Genomic DNA, 14,708 nt, shown 5'->3' on the forward strand with positions numbered 1-14,708 from the left:
GGCGCGATGATTATTATTTTTCAGATGCATCAACCCGCGCGGGTGCAGTCACTGCACCCGCGGAGCCGTACATCCGGCAGGTCTCTTTTTTTACTTACCAGCTTGCTCGCATGCGTTCGCGTACGAGGGCAGAGCTGCGGCGATTGTCGGCACCCAGGCGGCTTTTCAGCGTCGGGTCCTGACGAGCGTCGTTGATGGCCTGTTGCAGAGTGTCTTTCACCAGCGTCAGGTCTTGTGCAGATGGGGCATCCGGATTGCTGATATCCAGCAGGTTTTCCAGCAGGCCCAGGGTGGCGTAGTTACTGATGTCATATGCCATCGGCGGAATGGTTGCCGCCAGTTTTTCCAGCGCCTCAACGGTACGCAGGGTAATGCGTGCCGCGGATTCTTTGCCCATCGCGTGGATCAGTACGCCTTTGTCGTTAAAAGCGATCAGACGGTTTGCCTGATAACCGTGTGCCAGAAACGCACCGGACATCGCTTTACCGACGATAAGGCCAATCACCGGGTGACCTGCCAGACGCGCATTGGCATACGCCGCTGCGGCACCGGCCAGCGCCTGGTGAATACCAAAGCCTTCTTCACGACGACCATAGGCCTGGCTGGCGACGTCAATCACCGCCACAATCGGGCGCTTAACGGCGCTGTTGGCATCGGCGGCGACGGTTTCGCTCACCACTTTTGCCAGCGTCCAGCCTTCCAGCAGACCCACTTCGCCTTTGGTAGCGCGCGGGTAGTGGTTGTGGGCATCCGGAACGACGGCGATAAAACGCACGGCTTCACCGTTCAACTCACCATCAGCGGCCTGTACGGATGGGCACAGCCCTGCAATACGTTTGGCACCTGGAACCAGCGTTTCCAGCCATAGTTCGCCACGGCTAATTACGTTACTCATCATTTCACCTCCCGGGCGAAGAGCGCTTTAATCTGTTCTGAATCGGCCTGTTTACGGGTGTCGAAATGGCTCAGGCGATCGAGATACCAGTCGTAGTTATCCGTGCGATGTTTTGCCGGAACGCCTTTCGCCAGCGCCTCGTTCATGGCAGTTTTCACCGCGTTCACGCCGTCATTAACCAGCGCTTCTACCAGTCCGCTTTGGTAGCGAACTTCACCACCGGTCATGCTCCAGATAAACGGACGGTCGCGGGAGTCATACTCTTCAATCCCGGCTTCCTGTTCGATTACCTGCGGGCCGTTCAGGCCAAGACGCGCTTCGCGGGTCACAATCAGATAGCTGCACAGCGCCGCCGCGATGGACATCCCACCGAAGCAGCCTACGGTACCGGCCACAATACCAACGACCGGGGTATAACGACGCAGGTCAACAATCGCCGCATGAATGTCGGCAATCGCCGCCAGACCGAGGTTGGCTTCCTGCAGACGAACCCCGCCGGTTTCCAGACTCAGTACCGCCTGGGTAGGAATGCCGTTACGGTTATCTTCCGCCGCCAACTCCAGTGCGGCCGCCATTTTGGCACCAGACACTTCGCCCATGCTGCCGCCCTGGAATGCGCCTTCAATCGCCACCACAACGGCCGGTTTGCCGTTGATAGTGCCTTTGGCTACCACCATGCCGTCATCGGCCTGCGGAACAATGCCCTGCGCCCCCAGCCACGGCGACATCACGCCTTCAAATGGGTCGAGCAGTTCACGGTAGCTGCCTTCATCCAGCAGCGCATGCGCACGCTGGCGCGCTTTTAATTCGATAAAACTGCGATCATCACGCATAGCTCACCTCTTCAAAAACCTGTTCGATACGGATGCGCGCCACGCCCGGCGTCGCGCCGAAGTCGTGAATAGTCAGTTTGCCTGCCGGCAGGCTGCTGACCGTTTGCAGACGGTTGAACAGCGCTTCCCAGCGGCTGGTGCTGTTATCGACAGAAGTGGTGATATCAATGGTTAACGTCTGGCTCTGGTCGGCGGTGAATAACACCTCCATATCCCCGGAGCCCACAACGCCTGCCAGCGCTTTGCCGCTTAAGGTGCGGCTGGCCGGTACGGTTAACGTAATGTGTTCCATAACATCCTCTTAATGCTTTAAATAAGGCGATTCGACGTGATTTCGACGCGATCGAGAAACAGCGTGGCGGCAAGTAGGTCGGCAGCGCCGCCCGGTGAAGCGTTCAGCGCCAGCATCTGGCTATCCAGTTCCGCCAATGCCGCCTGACCTGCCGGATGCGCGCTACCGCCCGCATTCAGCACCGCACGGGCGCCGTCCTGCATGGCATCAAGCCCTTCCAGCCCTGCGCGAGACAGCACGCAGGTATCGGTCAGCGAGGTCATGATGGCCATCAGCGCATCCAGCCTCGCGTGCGTCTCGCTACTACCGTGCAGGCGGCTTAAACGCAGCTGCGGCAGCGCACGCTGCATCACGTGCGGAAACGCCTGCTGAGCTTCTTCGCGAGCGCCCGGTACGCGATAACGATGCGTCGCGCGAAGCCCTTTGCTGAAGACCTTCGGCGCAGCGTTATCCGGCAGTTTCGCCAGTTCCGCAGCGGTGGTGGCTATCTGCTGCGCGCCACCGGTACCGCCGTGCATCGCCACGGCGCTCACCAGCAACCCCAGCGCCCAAATCGCGCCGCGGTGGGTATTCACGCCGTTGGTCGCGGCCATCATCTGCTGCTCGCCTTCACGGCCGAGTCGCCCTATGGTTTGTCTGAGCGCGATATCCACTGGACGCTGCCAGCTTTGTTGCGCCAGCGCCTGAAACGTGGAGGTCAGGCTGTGCGCGGAGCGCTCCATCAACGCCAACGATAAATCGTGGTGTGCGCCGTTCCCCCGACTGTCCACCAGACCGGGTTTCGGGCTTAATCGTGCTTCGTCAATCAGACACTGCGTGGCGGTTCGCGCCAGCCATTCGGCACCGCCTTCAACCTGAATCTGGGGCAGAAGTTTCATTACCAGCTCCGGAATTTCGCAGGTGGGTTGTAAAGACCGCCGGACCATTCCACCAGATCAGCGACGCTACCGGCCGCCAGCAGCGAACGGGTCGCGTCGGTACGACGAATACCCATATCTTCCGGATAAACCACCTTGCCGCTCTGACGCAGTTCGGCAACGCGCTTAGCGTCAACGCCCAGGCCGATATCGGTGATACCCGCGACCGCAGCGACCATTGCACGGCGCTCTTCAAGGTCTTTGGCACGATAGAGGTAGGCGATACCTTCTTCCGTCAGCACGTGGGTCACGTCGTCGCCGTAGATCATCACCGGAGCCAGCGGCATCCCAGAGGATTTGGCCACTTCTACAGCATCGAGTTTTTCGACGAAGGTTGGCTTCACGCCCGCCTGGAAGGTTTCGACCATCTGCACCACCAGTTTTTTACCGCGCTGCATTGGGTCTGGTTCAGTGATCATGTTCAGCCAGGCTGGCGTCGCATGACGACGGCCGTGCGGGTCATGACCCATGTTTGGCGCGCCACCGAAGCCGGAAAGACGACCGCGGGTCACGGTGGAGGAGTTGGCGTAGCCATCAACCTGCAGGGTGGAGCCGATAAACATATCCACCGCGTACTGACCTGCCAGCTGGCAGAAGGCGCGGTTAGAACGCATCGAGCCGTCGGAACCGGTGAAGAAGATGTCTGGACGGGCGCGGATGTACTCTTCCATCCCCAGCTCGCCGCCGAAGCAGTGCACGCTTTCTACCCAGCCGCTCTCAATCGCTGGAATCAGCGTTGGATGCGGGTTCAGCGTCCAGTGTTTACAGATTTTGCCTTTCAGGCCGAGCTGTTCGCCGTAGGTTGGCAGCAGCAGTTCGATAGCGGCGGTGTTAAAGCCGATACCGTGGTTCAGCGACTGAACCTGATGTTCTGCGTAGATGCCTTTAATCGCCATCATCGCCATCAGGATGTGTTCCTGTTTGATCAGGCGCGGGTCGCGGGTAAACAGCGGTTCGATAAAGAACGGCTTGTCGGCTACGACGACGAAGTCAACCCAGGATCCCGGGATATCAACGCGCGGCAGGTCACATTCGTCGTCCACCAGCTCGTTCACCTGTGCGATGACGATGCCATCGTGGAACGCGGCGGCTTCAACTAACGCAGGGGTATCTTCGGTGCTCGCCCCGGTATAGAGGTTACCTTTGCGGTCGGCTTTAAAACCGGCAATCAGCGCGACGTTCGGCGACAGGTCAACGTACAGACGGGAATAGAGTTCGATGTAGGTATGGATGGCACCGATTTCCAGCAGGCCATCTTCCAGCAGCTGCGAAATACGCAGGCTTTGGGTACCGGAGAAGGAGAAGTCCAGCTTGCGGGCGATCCCTTTTTCGAAGATATCCAGATGCTCGCTGCGGCCGACGCTCGGCATGATCATGTGCAGGTCGTGCACAATCTGTGGGTTAACCTCGGCCAGCATGCGGGACAAAAAGTCTGCCTGCTTTTGGTTATTCCCTTCTAATACCACGCGGTCACCCGGCGCGATCAGTTTTTCCAGCATTGCGGTCAGGTCTGCGGTCGGCAGAACCTTGCCCTGCACCGGTACGGAAGCCAGACGTCGCTGTTTTTCGGTGCGACGTGTGTTCCAGACGCGTGCTGGTGTTTGCCCAGATAACATTATTAACCTCCTGATTCAGCTAATCATTTTGATTGCTTAACACTGAAAAGATTGTGCACCCTGGCGAGAAAGTCATCAATTAAGCGTAGGAAAGAATCATTAGCCTGAGAGTAATAATTGAAGTAACAATTTGTGATTAAGATCAGATCCTGGCGGGATAAAAACGACTACCGATGCCTCATTTTCATAAACACGATGGCAAAGTGACGGTATAGTAGGCGCAGATTCCAGGTAAACATCGCCGAGTTATGACTGAAACAACCCACCACGATCTCAGTATCGACACCTCCAGCAGCGCGGACTTCGTCCCCATGCGCGGTATCAGCAACCGTCATCTTCAGACCATGCTGCCGCGGCTGCTTCGTCGAAAACTGCAATTCACCCCGCACTGGCAACGCCTTGAGTTGCCGGACGGCGACTTCGTCGATTTAGCGTGGAGTGAAGACCCGGCGGGTGCGCTGCATAAGCCTCGTCTGGTGGTGTTTCATGGTCTGGAGGGCAGCCTACACAGCCCGTACGCGCATGGCCTGATTAACGCGGCGAAAGAACAGGGCTGGCTGGGCGTGGTGATGCATTTTCGCGGCTGCAGCGGTGAGCCGAACCGCCTGAACCGGATTTATCACTCAGGTGAAACGGAAGACGGTACCTGGTTCCTGAACTGGCTGCAGCGTGAATATGGTAAAGCACCAACGGCGGCGGTCGGGTACTCGCTTGGCGGCAATATGCTGGCCTGCCTGCTGGCCAAAGAAGGTGATGACGTGCCGATAGATGCGGCAGTGATTGTCTCCGCGCCATTTATGCTGGAAGCCTGCAGCTACCATATGGATAAAGGCTTCTCGCGAGTCTATCAGCGCTACCTACTGAACCTGCTGAAAGGCAACGCCGCCCGTAAGCTTAAAGCCTATCCCGGCTCGCTGCCGGTGGATCTGCGTCAGCTGAAAAGCATGCGCCGCATCCGCGAGTTCGACGATTCGATCACCTCGAAGATCCACGGCTTCGCCGACGCGATCGATTACTACCGTCAATGTAGTGCGATGCCGATCTTAAGCAAAATCACCAAGCCGACGCTGATCATCCACTCAAAAGACGATCCGTTTATGGACCATCACTCTATTCCTGCCCAGGAAGAGTTGCCGGATAACGTCGTCTACCAGCTTACTGAGTACGGCGGCCATGTCGGGTTTATCGGCGGTACCCTGCGTCACCCGGAAATGTGGCTGGAAAAACGCATCCCCGACTGGCTGATGCCGTGGCTAGGAGCAAAAGCATGATGATTCCCTGGCAGGATATCGACCCGGAGACGCTGGATAATCTGATTGAAAGCTTTGTCTTGCGCGAAGGCACTGATTATGGTGAATATGAACGTTCACTTGCGCAAAAGGTCGCCGACGTCAAACACCAGCTACAAACAGGCGAAGCGGTGCTGGTCTGGTCTGAGCTTCACGAGACCGTCAACATCATGCCCCGTAACCAATTTCGCGGTTAACTATACTCTAACGATAGGGAGCGTTTTACCCGCTTCCGTTGTCGTCTGTTCAGGGAGTTATTCGCATGTCTGCCAAACATCCGGTCATTGCCGTTACCGGCTCCAGCGGAGCAGGAACCACCACCACCAGCCTCGCGTTTCGTAAAATCTTTGCTCAGCTCAACCTGCGCGCGGCGGAAGTCGAAGGCGACAGCTTTCACCGCTATACCCGTCCGGAAATGGATATGGCTATCCGCAAGGCCCGTGACCTTGGCCGCCATATCAGCTACTTCGGCCCGGATGCCAACGACTTTGGCCTGCTGGAACAGACCTTTCGCGACTACGGCCTGAACGGGCAAGGGAAATCGCGTAAATACCTGCATACCTACGACGAGGCGGTGCCGTGGAACCAGGTGCCCGGTACGTTTACGCCGTGGCAGCCGCTGCCGGAACCGACCGATGTGCTGTTCTATGAAGGACTGCACGGTGGCGTCGTTACCCCGCAGCACGATGTGGCTCGCCATGTTGATCTGTTGGTCGGCGTGGTACCGATTGTTAACCTGGAGTGGATTCAGAAGATGATCCGCGACACCAGCGAGCGCGGTCACTCTCGTGAGGCAGTGATGGATTCGGTGGTGCGGTCGATGGAAGACTACATCAACTTCATTACCCCGCAGTTCTCCCGCACTCATATCAACTTCCAGCGCGTGCCGACGGTCGACACCTCTAACCCATTTGCGGCCAAAAGCATTCCGTCGCTGGACGAGAGTTTCGTGGTGATTCACTTCCGTAATCTCGACCACATCGACTACCCGTGGCTACTGGCCATGTTGCAGGGTTCATTTATCTCGCATATGAATACGCTGGTCGTTCCCGGTGGGAAGATGGGGCTGGCGATGGAATTAATCATGACGCCGCTGGTGCAGCGTCTGATGGAAGGTCGGAACTAGCATCAAGACCAGGTAGCCCGGACGAGGCGCGCGAGCACCGACGCCGGGAATGGCCCCGGCGTTACTACGTTCGGCCGGGCTACGTCTGGCATGTAATCAGCCTTCAATCACTTCGTAAGAGTGAGTGATGTTCACCGCTTTTTCGAGCATCAGCGCAACCGAGCAGTATTTCTCAGCAGAGAGATCGACCGCACGCGATACCGCCGCATCCTTCAACGCTTTACCGGTGACGATAAAGTGCAGGTTGATGTGCGTAAACAGACGCGGGGCTTCTTCACGACGCTCGGAGGTGAGCTTCACTTCGCAGTCGGTCACGTCATTGCGACCTTTTTGCAGGATGGAGACCACGTCAATCGCGCTGCAACCGCCGGCGGCCATCAGCACCACTTCCATCGGGCTTGGCGCTTTATCGCCAGAGTTACCGTCCATCAAAATTTGGTGGCCTGAAGCTGACTCACCGAGGAAGGTTAACCCCTCAACCCATTTCACACGCGCTTGCATAATATTTAACTCCCAGGTTGCAATTTTCTTCTCAGATTACGCGCACATAACAATTCTCGCAATGGAAGGCGATCGACGTCATGCTGAAGCGAGACACCAGGAGACACACGGCAAAAGCTATGCTAAAACAGTCAGGATGCTACGGTAATACATAAACGTACTGCATGTATGCAGAGGACATCACATTACAGGCTGCGACCCTATTCGACAGCCGACTTCCCAGGTAACGGGAAGGATACTATTGCAACCAGTGGCTGCAATGTTTTTGCCGCTGGGAAGAGCTTATAACAGAGGATAACCGCGCATGGTGCTTGGCAAACCGCAAACAGACCCTACTCTCGAATGGTTCTTGTCTCATTGCCATATTCATAAGTACCCATCGAAGAGCACGCTGATTCACCAGGGTGAAAAAGCAGAGACGCTGTATTACATCGTAAAAGGCTCCGTGGCTGTACTCATCAAGGACGAAGAAGGCAAAGAGATGATCCTCTCTTACCTCAACCAGGGCGATTTTATCGGCGAGCTGGGTCTGTTCGAAGAAGGCCAGGAACGCAGCGCATGGGTACGAGCAAAAACCGCTTGTGAAGTTGCTGAAATCTCTTATAAAAAATTCCGTCAGCTGATCCAGGTTAACCCGGACATTCTGATGCGTCTCTCTTCTCAGATGGCGCGTCGTCTGCAGGTCACTTCCGAAAAAGTCGGTAACCTGGCCTTCCTGGACGTTACCGGTCGTATCGCACAGACCCTGCTGAACCTGGCAAAACAGCCTGATGCGATGACCCACCCAGACGGTATGCAGATTAAAATCACCCGTCAGGAAATCGGTCAGATCGTTGGCTGCTCCCGTGAAACCGTGGGCCGTATTCTGAAAATGCTGGAAGATCAGAACCTGATCTCCGCGCACGGCAAAACCATTGTCGTTTACGGTACCCGCTAATCCGGCCCAAAATGGCGTATTGTGAAAGCAATACGCCATTTTTGTTTTCCCCCTATGTGGCGCAGGCTGATTTACCACCCGGAAGTCAACTATGCACTGCGGCAAACGCTGGTGTTATGCCTGCCGGTTGCCATCGGGCTGCTTCTCGGCCACCTCCAGCAAGGTCTGCTGTTCTCCTTAGTGCCCGCCTGCTGCAATATCGCTGGCCTCGACACGCCGCATAAACGCTTTTTTAAGCGCCTGATTATTGGCGGCTGCCTGTTTGCTGGCTGTAGCCTTGCCGTACAGCTGCTGCTGGAACACGACATTTCCCTACCGTTGATTCTCACCGGGCTGGCGCTGCTGCTGGGCGTCACGGCGGAAATCAGCGCGCTGCACGGGCGGCTGCTGCCTGCCTCGCTGATTGCTTCCATCTTTACCCTAAGCCTGGCGGGTAATATGCCCATCTGGGAGCCATTGCTGCTCTACGCGCTGGGCACGCTCTGGTACGGGCTGTTTAACTGGTGGTGGTTCTGGATGTGGCGCGAACAGCCGCTGCGGGAATCGCTGAGCCTGCTCTATCGCCAGCTTGCCGAATACTGCGAGGCTAAATATAGCCTGCTGACCCAGCACACCGACCCGAGCACCGCGCTGCCGCCGCTGCTGACTCGCCAGCAGAAAGTGGTGGATCTGATTTCCCAATGCTATCAGCAGTTGCACATGCTTGCGGCTAACCAGCACAACGACTACAAGCGCCTGCTGCGCGCCTTCCAGGTGGGGCTCGATTTACAGGAGCATATCTCCGTCAGCCTGCACCAACCGGAAGAGGTACAAAAGCTGGTTGAACGCAGCCACGCCGAAGCGGTGATCCGCTGGAACGCCCAGACCGTCGCGGCACGCCTGAGGGTACTGGCAGACGATATTCTCTATCACCGCTACCCGACTCGCTTCAATATGGATAAGCAGATCGGCGCGCTGGAAAAAATTGCCGACCAGCATCCGGATAACCCGGTCGGCCAGTTCTGCGCCTGGCACTTCAGCCGTATCGCCCGCGTGCTGCGCTCCCAGCGACCGCTCTACCCGCGTGACCTGATGGCCGATAAACAGCGCCGCCTGCCGCTATTCCCGGCGCTTAAAAACTACCTGTCGCTGAAATCCCCGGCCCTGCGCAACGCCGCCCGGCTCAGCGTGATGCTGAGCATCGCCAGCCTGATGGGCGCAGCGCTGCACCTACCGAAGCCTTACTGGATCCTGATGACGGTGCTGCTGGTCACGCAGAACGGCTACGGCGCAACCCGCGTACGTATATTCCACCGCGCGGCGGGCACGCTGGCGGGGCTGGTGATTGCCGCCGTCGTCCTGCACTTCCATGCGCCGGAAGGGCTGGCGCTGACAGGCATGCTTATCGTCACGCTGGGGAGTTACCTGATCATCCGTCGCCACTACGGCTGGGCCACCGTTGGCTTTACTATCACTGCCGTGTATACCCTGCAGATTCTGACGCTGAACGGCGAGCAGTTCATCGTCGCCCGCTTTATCGACACCATCATCGGCTGCCTGATTGCCTTTGGCGGCATGATCTGGCTCTGGCCACAGTGGCAAAGCGGCCAGCTGCGGCAAAACGCTCAGGCGGCGCTGGAGGCAGACCAGGAGGCCATTCGTCTCATCTTAAGCCCCGACCCGCAGGCACCGAAGCTTGCCTACCAGCGGATGCGCGTCAACCAGGCACACAACACGCTCTTCAACACGCTGAATCAGGCCATGCAGGAGCCGGGCTTCAACTCGCGTTATCTGGCAGATATGAAGCTGTGGGTCACCCATAGTCAGTTTATCGTCGAGCACATTAATGCCATGACCACGCTGGCGCGCGAGCACAATATGCTGACGCCGGATCTGGCGCAGCAGTATCTGGAATCCTGTGAGGTTGCCCTTCAGCGCTGTCAGCAGCGTCTGGAGTACGATGAGGCGGGAAGTAGCGGTGAAGTGAATATTATGGAGTCGCCGGACGCGCTGTCCCACGGGCCGTTAAGCACCATGGAACAGCATCTTCAGCGTATTCTGGGGCATCTGAGCACCATGCACACCATCTCGTCGGTGGCCTGGCGACAGCGCCCCCGTCATGGCGGCTGGTTAAAACGACGGGCTAGCTAACGATTTTAGCGACCGCCTGAGCGAAGCGCTGCATCCCTTCGTCGATATCCGCCTCTTCCACCACCAGCGATGGCGCAAAGCGCATCACATCCGGCCCTGCGTTCAGTACCATCACGCCAACGTCCGCCGCCGCGTAGAGGAAATCACGCGCCCGGCCTTTGTATTTCTCGTTCAGCGCCGCGCCAATCAGCAACCCCATACCGCGCACATCGCTAAAGACATCGTACTTCGCGTTGATCTGCTGCAGATGCTGCACAAAGCGCTCGCGTTTGGCATTTACGCCGTTCAGCACTTCTGGGGTGTTGATAATATCGAATGCCGCACCCGCTACCGCACAGGCCAGCGGGTTACCGCCGTAGGTGGAGCCGTGTGAGCCGACGTGGAATGCGCTGGCAATGTCGTTGGTGGTCAGCATCGCGCTCACCGGGAAGCCGCCGCCCAGCGCTTTGGCGCTGGTGAGGATATCTGGTGTTACGCCATAGTGCATATAGGCAAACAGTGAACCGGTACGCCCCATGCCGCTTTGTACTTCATCAAACACTAGCAGCGCCTGATGCTTATCGCACAGGGCGCGCAGGCCCTGTAAGAACTCAGGGGTCGCCGCCAGCACGCCGCCTTCGCCCTGAATCGGCTCAACCACGATGGCGCAGGTATGGTCATCGATCACCGCTTCTACTGCATGCAGATCGTTAAACGGCACGTGGACGATATCGGCAGGTTTCGGGCCAAAGCCATCGGAATACTTCGGCTGCCCACCAACGGAGACGGTAAACAGCGAACGGCCATGGAAGGCATTATGGAAAGCGATGATTTTCGTTTTGTACGGGCTATGACGAGTGGATGCGTAGTAGCGCGCCAGCTTAAAGGCGGTTTCGTTCGCTTCCGTCCCGGAGTTCATAAACACCACGCGCTCGGCAAAGGTCGCGTCTACCAGCTTCTGGCCCAGACGCAGCGCCGGCTCGTTGGTGAAAACGTTACTGGTGTGCCACAGCGTTTCGCCCTGGGTTTTTAGCGCTTCAACCAGTGCCGGATGACAGTGGCCCAGCGCGGTCACCGCGATACCGCCCGCGAAATCAACGTACTCTTTGCCTTGCTGATCCCACACGCGGCTCCCTTTACCTTTCACCGGAATAAATTCAGCCGGTGCATAGATTGGCAAAATGACCTGATCGAAGGTCGCGCGGGTAATAGCAGGTTTTTTGGTTTCCATGTCATGCCCTTCTGCAAACGATGAAGCAATGATTGTGAGAATTTATCCACAAAATATGCATAAAAAATCACGTCATGGCAACTACTATCGCGTGAGGAAGTTTGCCAGTAGCGCGTGGCCTTGCTCACTGAGAATACTTTCCGGGTGGAACTGCACCCCTTCCAGATCCCATTCACGATGGCGGATACCCATAATCTCCCCCGTTTCACTGCGGGCCGTCACCTCAAAGCAGTCGGGCAGCGTCGCCGGATCGATCAGCAACGAGTGGTAGCGCGTTACGGTGAGCGGATTATTCAGGCCACGGAAGACGCCCTGCTGCTGATGGGTAATCGGGGAGGTTTTGCCGTGCATCACTTTTTCGGCACGAACAATTCGCGCACCGAATGCCTGAGCAATAGCCTGATGGCCTAAGCAGACGCCAAGCAGCGGCGTTTTACCAGCGTAGCGGCGAATAACATCGAGAGAGATACCGGCGTCATCCGGCGTGCAGGGACCAGGGGAGATAACAATTTTGTCCGGCGCAAGCGTATCGATGTCATCGAGAGTGATGTCGTCATTACGTTTGACCGTCACGCTGGCCCCTAGCTCACAGAAGTACTGGTAGAGGTTCCAGGTAAAGGAATCGTAGTTATCAATCAGCAGAATCATGGCGGCTCCGGTCTTTCAATCAGCCGCCATTCTACCGGGTGCTTACCACTTTAGCGACTGGGCGGCAGCCTCATGCCAGATGCCGCCCCGTGCAATTACGGCAGGACTTTCGCAGAGAGGATGACAATCGGCTTGGACGGCACATTCTGGTATGGCCCAACGTTGTGAGTCGGCACCTGGGCAATTTTGTCTGCCACGTCCATCCCTTTCACGACCTTACCAAATACCGCGTAGCCAAAGTCACGCTGGCCATGATCCAGGAAGGCGTTATCCGCGACGTTGATAAAGAACTGGCTGGTTGCGCTGTCTTTGTCTGCGGTACGCGCCATCGCGATGGTGCCACGGGTGTTACGCAGGCCGTTATCGGCTTCGTTTTTAATCGGAGGATTCGGCTGCTTCTGCTGCATCTGTTCGTTAAAACCGCCGCCCTGAACCATAAAGCCCGGGATCACGCGGTGGAACGTGGTGTTGTTATAAAAGCCGCTATTAACGTATTTCAGGAAGTTTTCAACGGAGACCGGCGCCTTCTGGCTATCCAGCTGCAACTCGATGTTGCCAGCAGAAGTGGTCAGCAGCACGTGCGGATCGTTTTTCGCCGCTAACGCCGCAGGCGCAACCGCAGAGAGTGCAAACACAGCCGCCATGGCCGCCAGTGTGGATTTGAGCATGAGAATTCCTTTAACGGTGCAGTAGAGAAAGCAAGTGGCTTGATTCTAAAGAGGGATAGCCCCTCAGGCCAGTGCTTTACTTAAGTTTACGCGACTGAAACGGTTAATAATAATCAGGCTAAGAAAACACTCAATTCATTATGTGATCATGATCACATTGAAAAATGTAATAAAGAAAGTTTTGCGTAATAAAACTATGAATGCATCACGTCAATGACTAAAATCTGCTCGCTCAGCGCAGAGTCAACGCGCTTTACACAACTATTCACAGGCCAGTCATGACTAACAGCAACCGTACCAAGCTCACATGGATCAGCTTTTTCTCCTACGCCCTTACCGGCGCGTTGGTAATTGTCACCGGGATGGTGATGGGAAATATCGCCGATTACTTTAATCTGCCCGTTTCCAGCATGAGTAACACCTTTACCTTCCTGAACGCAGGGATCCTGATCTCTATCTTCCTCAATGCCTGGCTGATGGAAATTGTGCCGCTGAAAACTCAGCTGCGCTTCGGCTTTATTTTGATGGTGCTGGCGGTTATCGGGCTGATGACCAGCCATAGCCTGGCACTCTTCTCTGCGGCGATGTTCGTGCTTGGCCTGGTCAGCGGGATCACCATGTCGATTGGTACCTTCCTGATCACCCATATGTATGAAGGGCGTCAGCGTGGTGCACGTCTGCTGTTTACCGACTCCTTCTTCAGCATGGCCGGGATGATCTTCCCGATGCTCGCCGCCTGGCTGCTGGCGCGCACCATCGAGTGGTACTGGGTTTACGCCTGCATCGGCCTCATCTATGTTGCCATCTTCGTGCTGACCCTGGGCTGTGAATTCCCGGTTCTGGGTAAAAAAGCGCAAACCAACGACCAGCCGGTGGTGAAAGAGAAATGGGGCATCGGCGTGCTGTTCCTGTCCATCGCTGCACTGTGCTACATCCTGGGCCAGCTGGGCTTCATCTCCTGGGTACCGGAATACGCTAAAGGTCTGGGCATGAGCCTGAACGACGCGGGCCAGTTGGTGAGTGATTTCTGGATGTCCTATATGTTCGGTATGTGGGCCTTCAGCTTCATTCTGCGCTTCTTCGACCTGCAGCGTATCCTGACCGTTCTGGCCGGTATTGCCACCGTGATGATGTACCTGTTCAACCACGGTGAGCCGCAGCACCTGGTCTGGTTTATTCTGACTCTCGGCTTCTTCTCCAGCGCTATCTATACCTCCATCATTACGCTGGGTTCGCTGCAGACTAAAATCGCCTCACCAAAGCTGGTTAACTTTGTCCTGACCTGCGGCACCATCGGTACCATGCTGACCTTCGTTGTCACCGGCCCTATCGTTGCCCATAGCGGCCCGCTGGCGGCGCTGACGACGGCAAACGGTCTGTACGCCGTGGTGTTCGTGATGTGTCTGGTTCTGGGCTTTGTGAGCCGCCATCGCCAGCATGCGGCGAGCGCCTCTCATTAATCGGCCTCACCCCTTTTCGTCGTGAAAAGGGGCATATTTTGTTCCCCGCCATGAAGTGACTCTTTTGGGGCGTTGTGCTTTGTTGCGCTCCCTTTTTACACCAGCCATATAAACTGCGCGGGCGCAGGGAGCGCGCAAGGGGCGGCCAATCGCCGCCGCCCCCTGCCCCCCCGGGCTCTGGCGGCA

Annotated in this window: 15 protein-coding genes; 6 read left to right on the forward strand and 9 right to left on the reverse strand. The window is 56.8% G+C overall.

Annotated elements, in window-relative coordinates:
* Positions 1 to 94: 94 nt before the first annotated feature.
* Genes mdcE through mdcA form a run of 5 tightly spaced genes read right to left on the reverse strand, consistent with a single transcriptional unit; the run spans position 95 to position 4,553 of the window.
* The gene (mdcE, locus tag AB2B48_RS15940) at positions 95 to 895 is read right to left on the reverse strand and encodes a biotin-independent malonate decarboxylase subunit gamma (protein WP_333012910.1); all 801 of its coding nucleotides are present in this window, start codon (positions 893 to 895) and stop codon (positions 95 to 97) included.
* Positions 895 to 1,728, reverse strand: a complete 834-nt coding sequence (locus AB2B48_RS15945) for a biotin-independent malonate decarboxylase subunit beta (RefSeq protein WP_368299593.1) — start codon at positions 1,726 to 1,728, stop codon at positions 895 to 897. The genes mdcE and AB2B48_RS15945 overlap by 1 nt, the downstream gene beginning before the upstream one ends.
* On the reverse strand, positions 1,721 to 2,020 hold the full coding sequence (gene mdcC, locus AB2B48_RS15950; protein WP_185668964.1) for a malonate decarboxylase acyl carrier protein: 300 nt from the start codon (positions 2,018 to 2,020) through the stop codon (positions 1,721 to 1,723). Before mdcC ends, AB2B48_RS15945 begins: the two co-directional genes overlap by 8 nt.
* 17 nt (positions 2,021 to 2,037) lie before the next feature.
* Positions 2,038 to 2,898, reverse strand: coding sequence for a triphosphoribosyl-dephospho-CoA synthase (locus AB2B48_RS15955; protein ID WP_220440255.1), 861 nt, complete (start codon positions 2,896 to 2,898; stop codon positions 2,038 to 2,040).
* Positions 2,898 to 4,553: a malonate decarboxylase subunit alpha gene (mdcA, locus tag AB2B48_RS15960; RefSeq protein ID WP_185668966.1), complete on the reverse strand. Its 1,656-nt coding sequence runs from the start codon at positions 4,551 to 4,553 to the stop codon at positions 2,898 to 2,900. The genes AB2B48_RS15955 and mdcA overlap by 1 nt, the downstream gene beginning before the upstream one ends.
* Positions 4,554 to 4,801: 248 nt before the next feature.
* Between mdcA and AB2B48_RS15965 the strand changes: the two genes are divergently transcribed.
* The 3 genes from AB2B48_RS15965 to AB2B48_RS15975 all read left to right on the forward strand — a co-directional run bounded on the left by AB2B48_RS15965 (position 4,802) and on the right by AB2B48_RS15975 (position 6,968).
* Entirely contained in the window at positions 4,802 to 5,824 is a 1,023-nt protein-coding gene (locus tag AB2B48_RS15965) for a hydrolase (RefSeq protein WP_185668967.1), read from the forward strand.
* A complete protein-coding gene (locus tag AB2B48_RS15970; RefSeq protein ID WP_185668968.1) occupies positions 5,821 to 6,039 on the forward strand; it encodes a YheU family protein in 219 nt (72 codons plus the stop codon). Before AB2B48_RS15965 ends, AB2B48_RS15970 begins: the two co-directional genes overlap by 4 nt.
* A 65-nt stretch (positions 6,040 to 6,104) precedes the next feature.
* Positions 6,105 to 6,968 (forward strand): phosphoribulokinase, encoded by an 864-nt coding sequence (locus tag AB2B48_RS15975; protein WP_185668969.1) that lies wholly within the window; start codon positions 6,105 to 6,107, stop codon positions 6,966 to 6,968.
* 96 nt (positions 6,969 to 7,064) lie between these two features.
* Here the strand turns inward: AB2B48_RS15975 and AB2B48_RS15980 are convergent, their stop codons facing one another.
* Positions 7,065 to 7,469, reverse strand: coding sequence for an OsmC family protein (locus tag AB2B48_RS15980; protein ID WP_035894387.1), 405 nt, complete (start codon positions 7,467 to 7,469; stop codon positions 7,065 to 7,067).
* A gap of 304 nt (positions 7,470 to 7,773) precedes the next feature.
* On the opposite strand from AB2B48_RS15980, the gene crp reads away from it, so the two are divergent.
* Complete coding sequence (crp, locus tag AB2B48_RS15985) at positions 7,774 to 8,406, forward strand: cAMP-activated global transcriptional regulator CRP (protein WP_000242758.1); 633 nt, start codon at positions 7,774 to 7,776, stop codon at positions 8,404 to 8,406.
* 54 nt (positions 8,407 to 8,460) lie between these two features.
* Positions 8,461 to 10,536 carry a YccS/YhfK family putative transporter gene (locus AB2B48_RS15990; protein WP_333012893.1) on the forward strand — a complete coding sequence of 692 codons (2,076 nt, stop codon included), beginning with the start codon at positions 8,461 to 8,463 and terminating at the stop codon, positions 10,534 to 10,536.
* Here AB2B48_RS15990 and AB2B48_RS15995 read toward each other — a convergent pair.
* The 3 genes from AB2B48_RS15995 to ppiA all read right to left on the reverse strand — a co-directional run bounded on the left by AB2B48_RS15995 (position 10,529) and on the right by ppiA (position 13,062).
* Positions 10,529 to 11,746, reverse strand: coding sequence for a bifunctional acetylornithine/succinyldiaminopimelate transaminase (locus AB2B48_RS15995; protein ID WP_368299594.1), 1,218 nt, complete (start codon positions 11,744 to 11,746; stop codon positions 10,529 to 10,531). The two genes, AB2B48_RS15990 and AB2B48_RS15995, sit on opposite strands and share 8 nt — an antisense overlap.
* An 84-nt stretch (positions 11,747 to 11,830) precedes the next feature.
* On the reverse strand, positions 11,831 to 12,394 hold the full coding sequence (pabA, locus tag AB2B48_RS16000) for an aminodeoxychorismate synthase component 2 (protein WP_185668971.1): 564 nt from the start codon (positions 12,392 to 12,394) through the stop codon (positions 11,831 to 11,833).
* Positions 12,395 to 12,489: 95 nt separating this feature from the next.
* The gene (gene ppiA, locus AB2B48_RS16005; protein WP_185668972.1) at positions 12,490 to 13,062 is read right to left on the reverse strand and encodes a peptidylprolyl isomerase A; all 573 of its coding nucleotides are present in this window, start codon (positions 13,060 to 13,062) and stop codon (positions 12,490 to 12,492) included.
* A 278-nt stretch (positions 13,063 to 13,340) separates the two neighbouring features.
* Between ppiA and tsgA the strand changes: the two genes are divergently transcribed.
* Positions 13,341 to 14,522, forward strand: coding sequence for an MFS transporter TsgA (tsgA, locus tag AB2B48_RS16010; protein WP_368299595.1), 1,182 nt, complete (start codon positions 13,341 to 13,343; stop codon positions 14,520 to 14,522).
* Positions 14,523 to 14,708: the final 186 nt, after the last annotated feature.

Origin of the sequence: Kluyvera sichuanensis, assembly GCF_040930405.1 — a bacterium.
Taxonomy (GTDB): Bacteria; Pseudomonadota; Gammaproteobacteria; order Enterobacterales; family Enterobacteriaceae; genus Kluyvera; species Kluyvera sichuanensis.

What these genes read in the sequence shown, in the direction of transcription:
- mdcC (WP_185668964.1), bottom strand. Translation starts at nt 2,020, where the DNA reads ATGGAACACATTACGTTAACCGTACCGGCCAGCCGCACCTTAAGCGGC.
- ppiA (WP_185668972.1), bottom strand. Translation starts at nt 13,062, where the DNA reads ATGCTCAAATCCACACTGGCGGCCATGGCGGCTGTGTTTGCACTCTCT.
- mdcA (WP_185668966.1), bottom strand. Translation starts at nt 4,553, where the DNA reads ATGTTATCTGGGCAAACACCAGCACGCGTCTGGAACACACGTCGCACC.
- AB2B48_RS15965 (WP_185668967.1), top strand. Translation starts at nt 4,802, where the DNA reads ATGACTGAAACAACCCACCACGATCTCAGTATCGACACCTCCAGCAGC.
- AB2B48_RS15970 (WP_185668968.1), top strand. Translation starts at nt 5,821, where the DNA reads ATGATGATTCCCTGGCAGGATATCGACCCGGAGACGCTGGATAATCTG.
- AB2B48_RS15995 (WP_368299594.1), bottom strand. Translation starts at nt 11,746, where the DNA reads ATGGAAACCAAAAAACCTGCTATTACCCGCGCGACCTTCGATCAGGTC.
- tsgA (WP_368299595.1), top strand. Translation starts at nt 13,341, where the DNA reads ATGACTAACAGCAACCGTACCAAGCTCACATGGATCAGCTTTTTCTCC.
- AB2B48_RS15980 (WP_035894387.1), bottom strand. Translation starts at nt 7,469, where the DNA reads ATGCAAGCGCGTGTGAAATGGGTTGAGGGGTTAACCTTCCTCGGTGAG.
- mdcE (WP_333012910.1), bottom strand. Translation starts at nt 895, where the DNA reads ATGAGTAACGTAATTAGCCGTGGCGAACTATGGCTGGAAACGCTGGTT.
- crp (WP_000242758.1), top strand. Translation starts at nt 7,774, where the DNA reads ATGGTGCTTGGCAAACCGCAAACAGACCCTACTCTCGAATGGTTCTTG.
- AB2B48_RS15975 (WP_185668969.1), top strand. Translation starts at nt 6,105, where the DNA reads ATGTCTGCCAAACATCCGGTCATTGCCGTTACCGGCTCCAGCGGAGCA.
- AB2B48_RS15955 (WP_220440255.1), bottom strand. Translation starts at nt 2,898, where the DNA reads ATGAAACTTCTGCCCCAGATTCAGGTTGAAGGCGGTGCCGAATGGCTG.
- AB2B48_RS15945 (WP_368299593.1), bottom strand. Translation starts at nt 1,728, where the DNA reads ATGCGTGATGATCGCAGTTTTATCGAATTAAAAGCGCGCCAGCGTGCG.
- pabA (WP_185668971.1), bottom strand. Translation starts at nt 12,394, where the DNA reads ATGATTCTGCTGATTGATAACTACGATTCCTTTACCTGGAACCTCTAC.
- AB2B48_RS15990 (WP_333012893.1), top strand. Translation starts at nt 8,461, where the DNA reads ATGTGGCGCAGGCTGATTTACCACCCGGAAGTCAACTATGCACTGCGG.